General features: G+C 46.7%; 1 protein-coding gene. It reads right to left on the bottom strand.

Translation table 11 applies throughout. The features are described from left to right. On the bottom strand, positions 1-1,289 hold a 1,289-nt coding region (locus ACM55H_RS17900; protein ID WP_416837811.1), incomplete at both ends, for an MBG domain-containing protein.

Below are 1,289 nucleotides of genomic sequence, written 5' to 3'. Positions count from 1 at the left end.
CACCGACATTGGAGAACTGTGTCGCGGTAGTGGCCAGGGTATAGTTGATGGTGTCTCCATTAACGGCACCGGTCACCACAGCGGTAAGTGCAGGATTCACGTCCCCGTATACTTTCGTTTTATCATCCGCCACCACAGTCACATTCAGTGCTTTTGGTGTAACGGTCAACGTCGCATCGGTATAGGCAACGGTATAGTTTGGATTGGTCCCCAAAGTCACCGCAATCGGATAGTCACCGACATTGGAGAACTGTGTCGCGGTAGTGGCCAGGGTATAGTTGATGGTGTCTCCATTAACGGCACCGGTCACCACAGCGGTAAGTGCAGGATTCACGTCCCCGTATACTTTCGATTTATCATCCGCCACCACAGTCACATTAAGTGCTTTTGGTGTAACGGTCAACGTCGCATCGGTATAGGCAACGGTATAGTTTGGATTGGTCCCCAAAGTCACCGCAATCGGATAGTCACCGACATTGGAGAACTGTGTCGCGGTAGTGGCCAAGGTATAGTTGATGGTGTCTCCATTAACGGCACCGGTCACCACAGCGGTAAGTGCAGGATTCACGTCCCCGTATACTTTCGTTTTATCATCCGCTACCACAGCCACATTCAGTGCTTTTGGTGTAACGGTAACAGTAACGGTAGCATTATCACAATTGGTTGGATTAAGTATTTCACAGATTCGGTATACCAAAGAATACGAACCGGCAGGTGTACCCGCAGCTACTATTACATTGGTACCAGAAAGCGTGATTCCGGCATTGGTTGCAGACACAAAAGTCGTATTGACTTGAGCAGGCACTACATCCACACCGTTAAGGGTATCATTTGAAAGGACATTGGTGAAGGCAGTTTCGTTAGTAGATCCATATACAGTAGTTCCTGCATCATTAATTGCATCAATTACAGGCGCCGTAACAGTAACAGTAACGGTAGCATTATCACAATTGGTTGGATTAAGTATTTCACAGATTCGGTATACCAAAGAATACGAACCGGCAGGTGTACCTGCGGCTATTATTACATTGGTACCAGAAAGCGTGATTCCGGCATTGGTTGCAGAGACAAAAGTCGTATTGACTTGAGCGGGCACTACAGCCACACCGTTAAGGGTATCATTTGAAAGGACATTGGTGAAAGCCGTTCCGCCAGTAAATCCATTTACAGCGGTTCCTGCATCATTAATTGCATCAATTACAGGCGCCGTAACAGTAACAGTAACGGTAGCATTATCACAATTGGTTGGATTAAGTATTTCACAGATTCGGTATACCAAAGAATACGAA

It is taken from the genome of Flavobacterium cryoconiti, from assembly GCF_048158645.1.
In the GTDB taxonomy this organism is placed as follows: Bacteria; Bacteroidota; Bacteroidia; order Flavobacteriales; family Flavobacteriaceae; genus Flavobacterium; species Flavobacterium cryoconiti.
The sequence above is the reverse complement of the archived record's forward strand: the minus strand, read 5'-3'. Positions and strand labels throughout refer to the sequence as shown.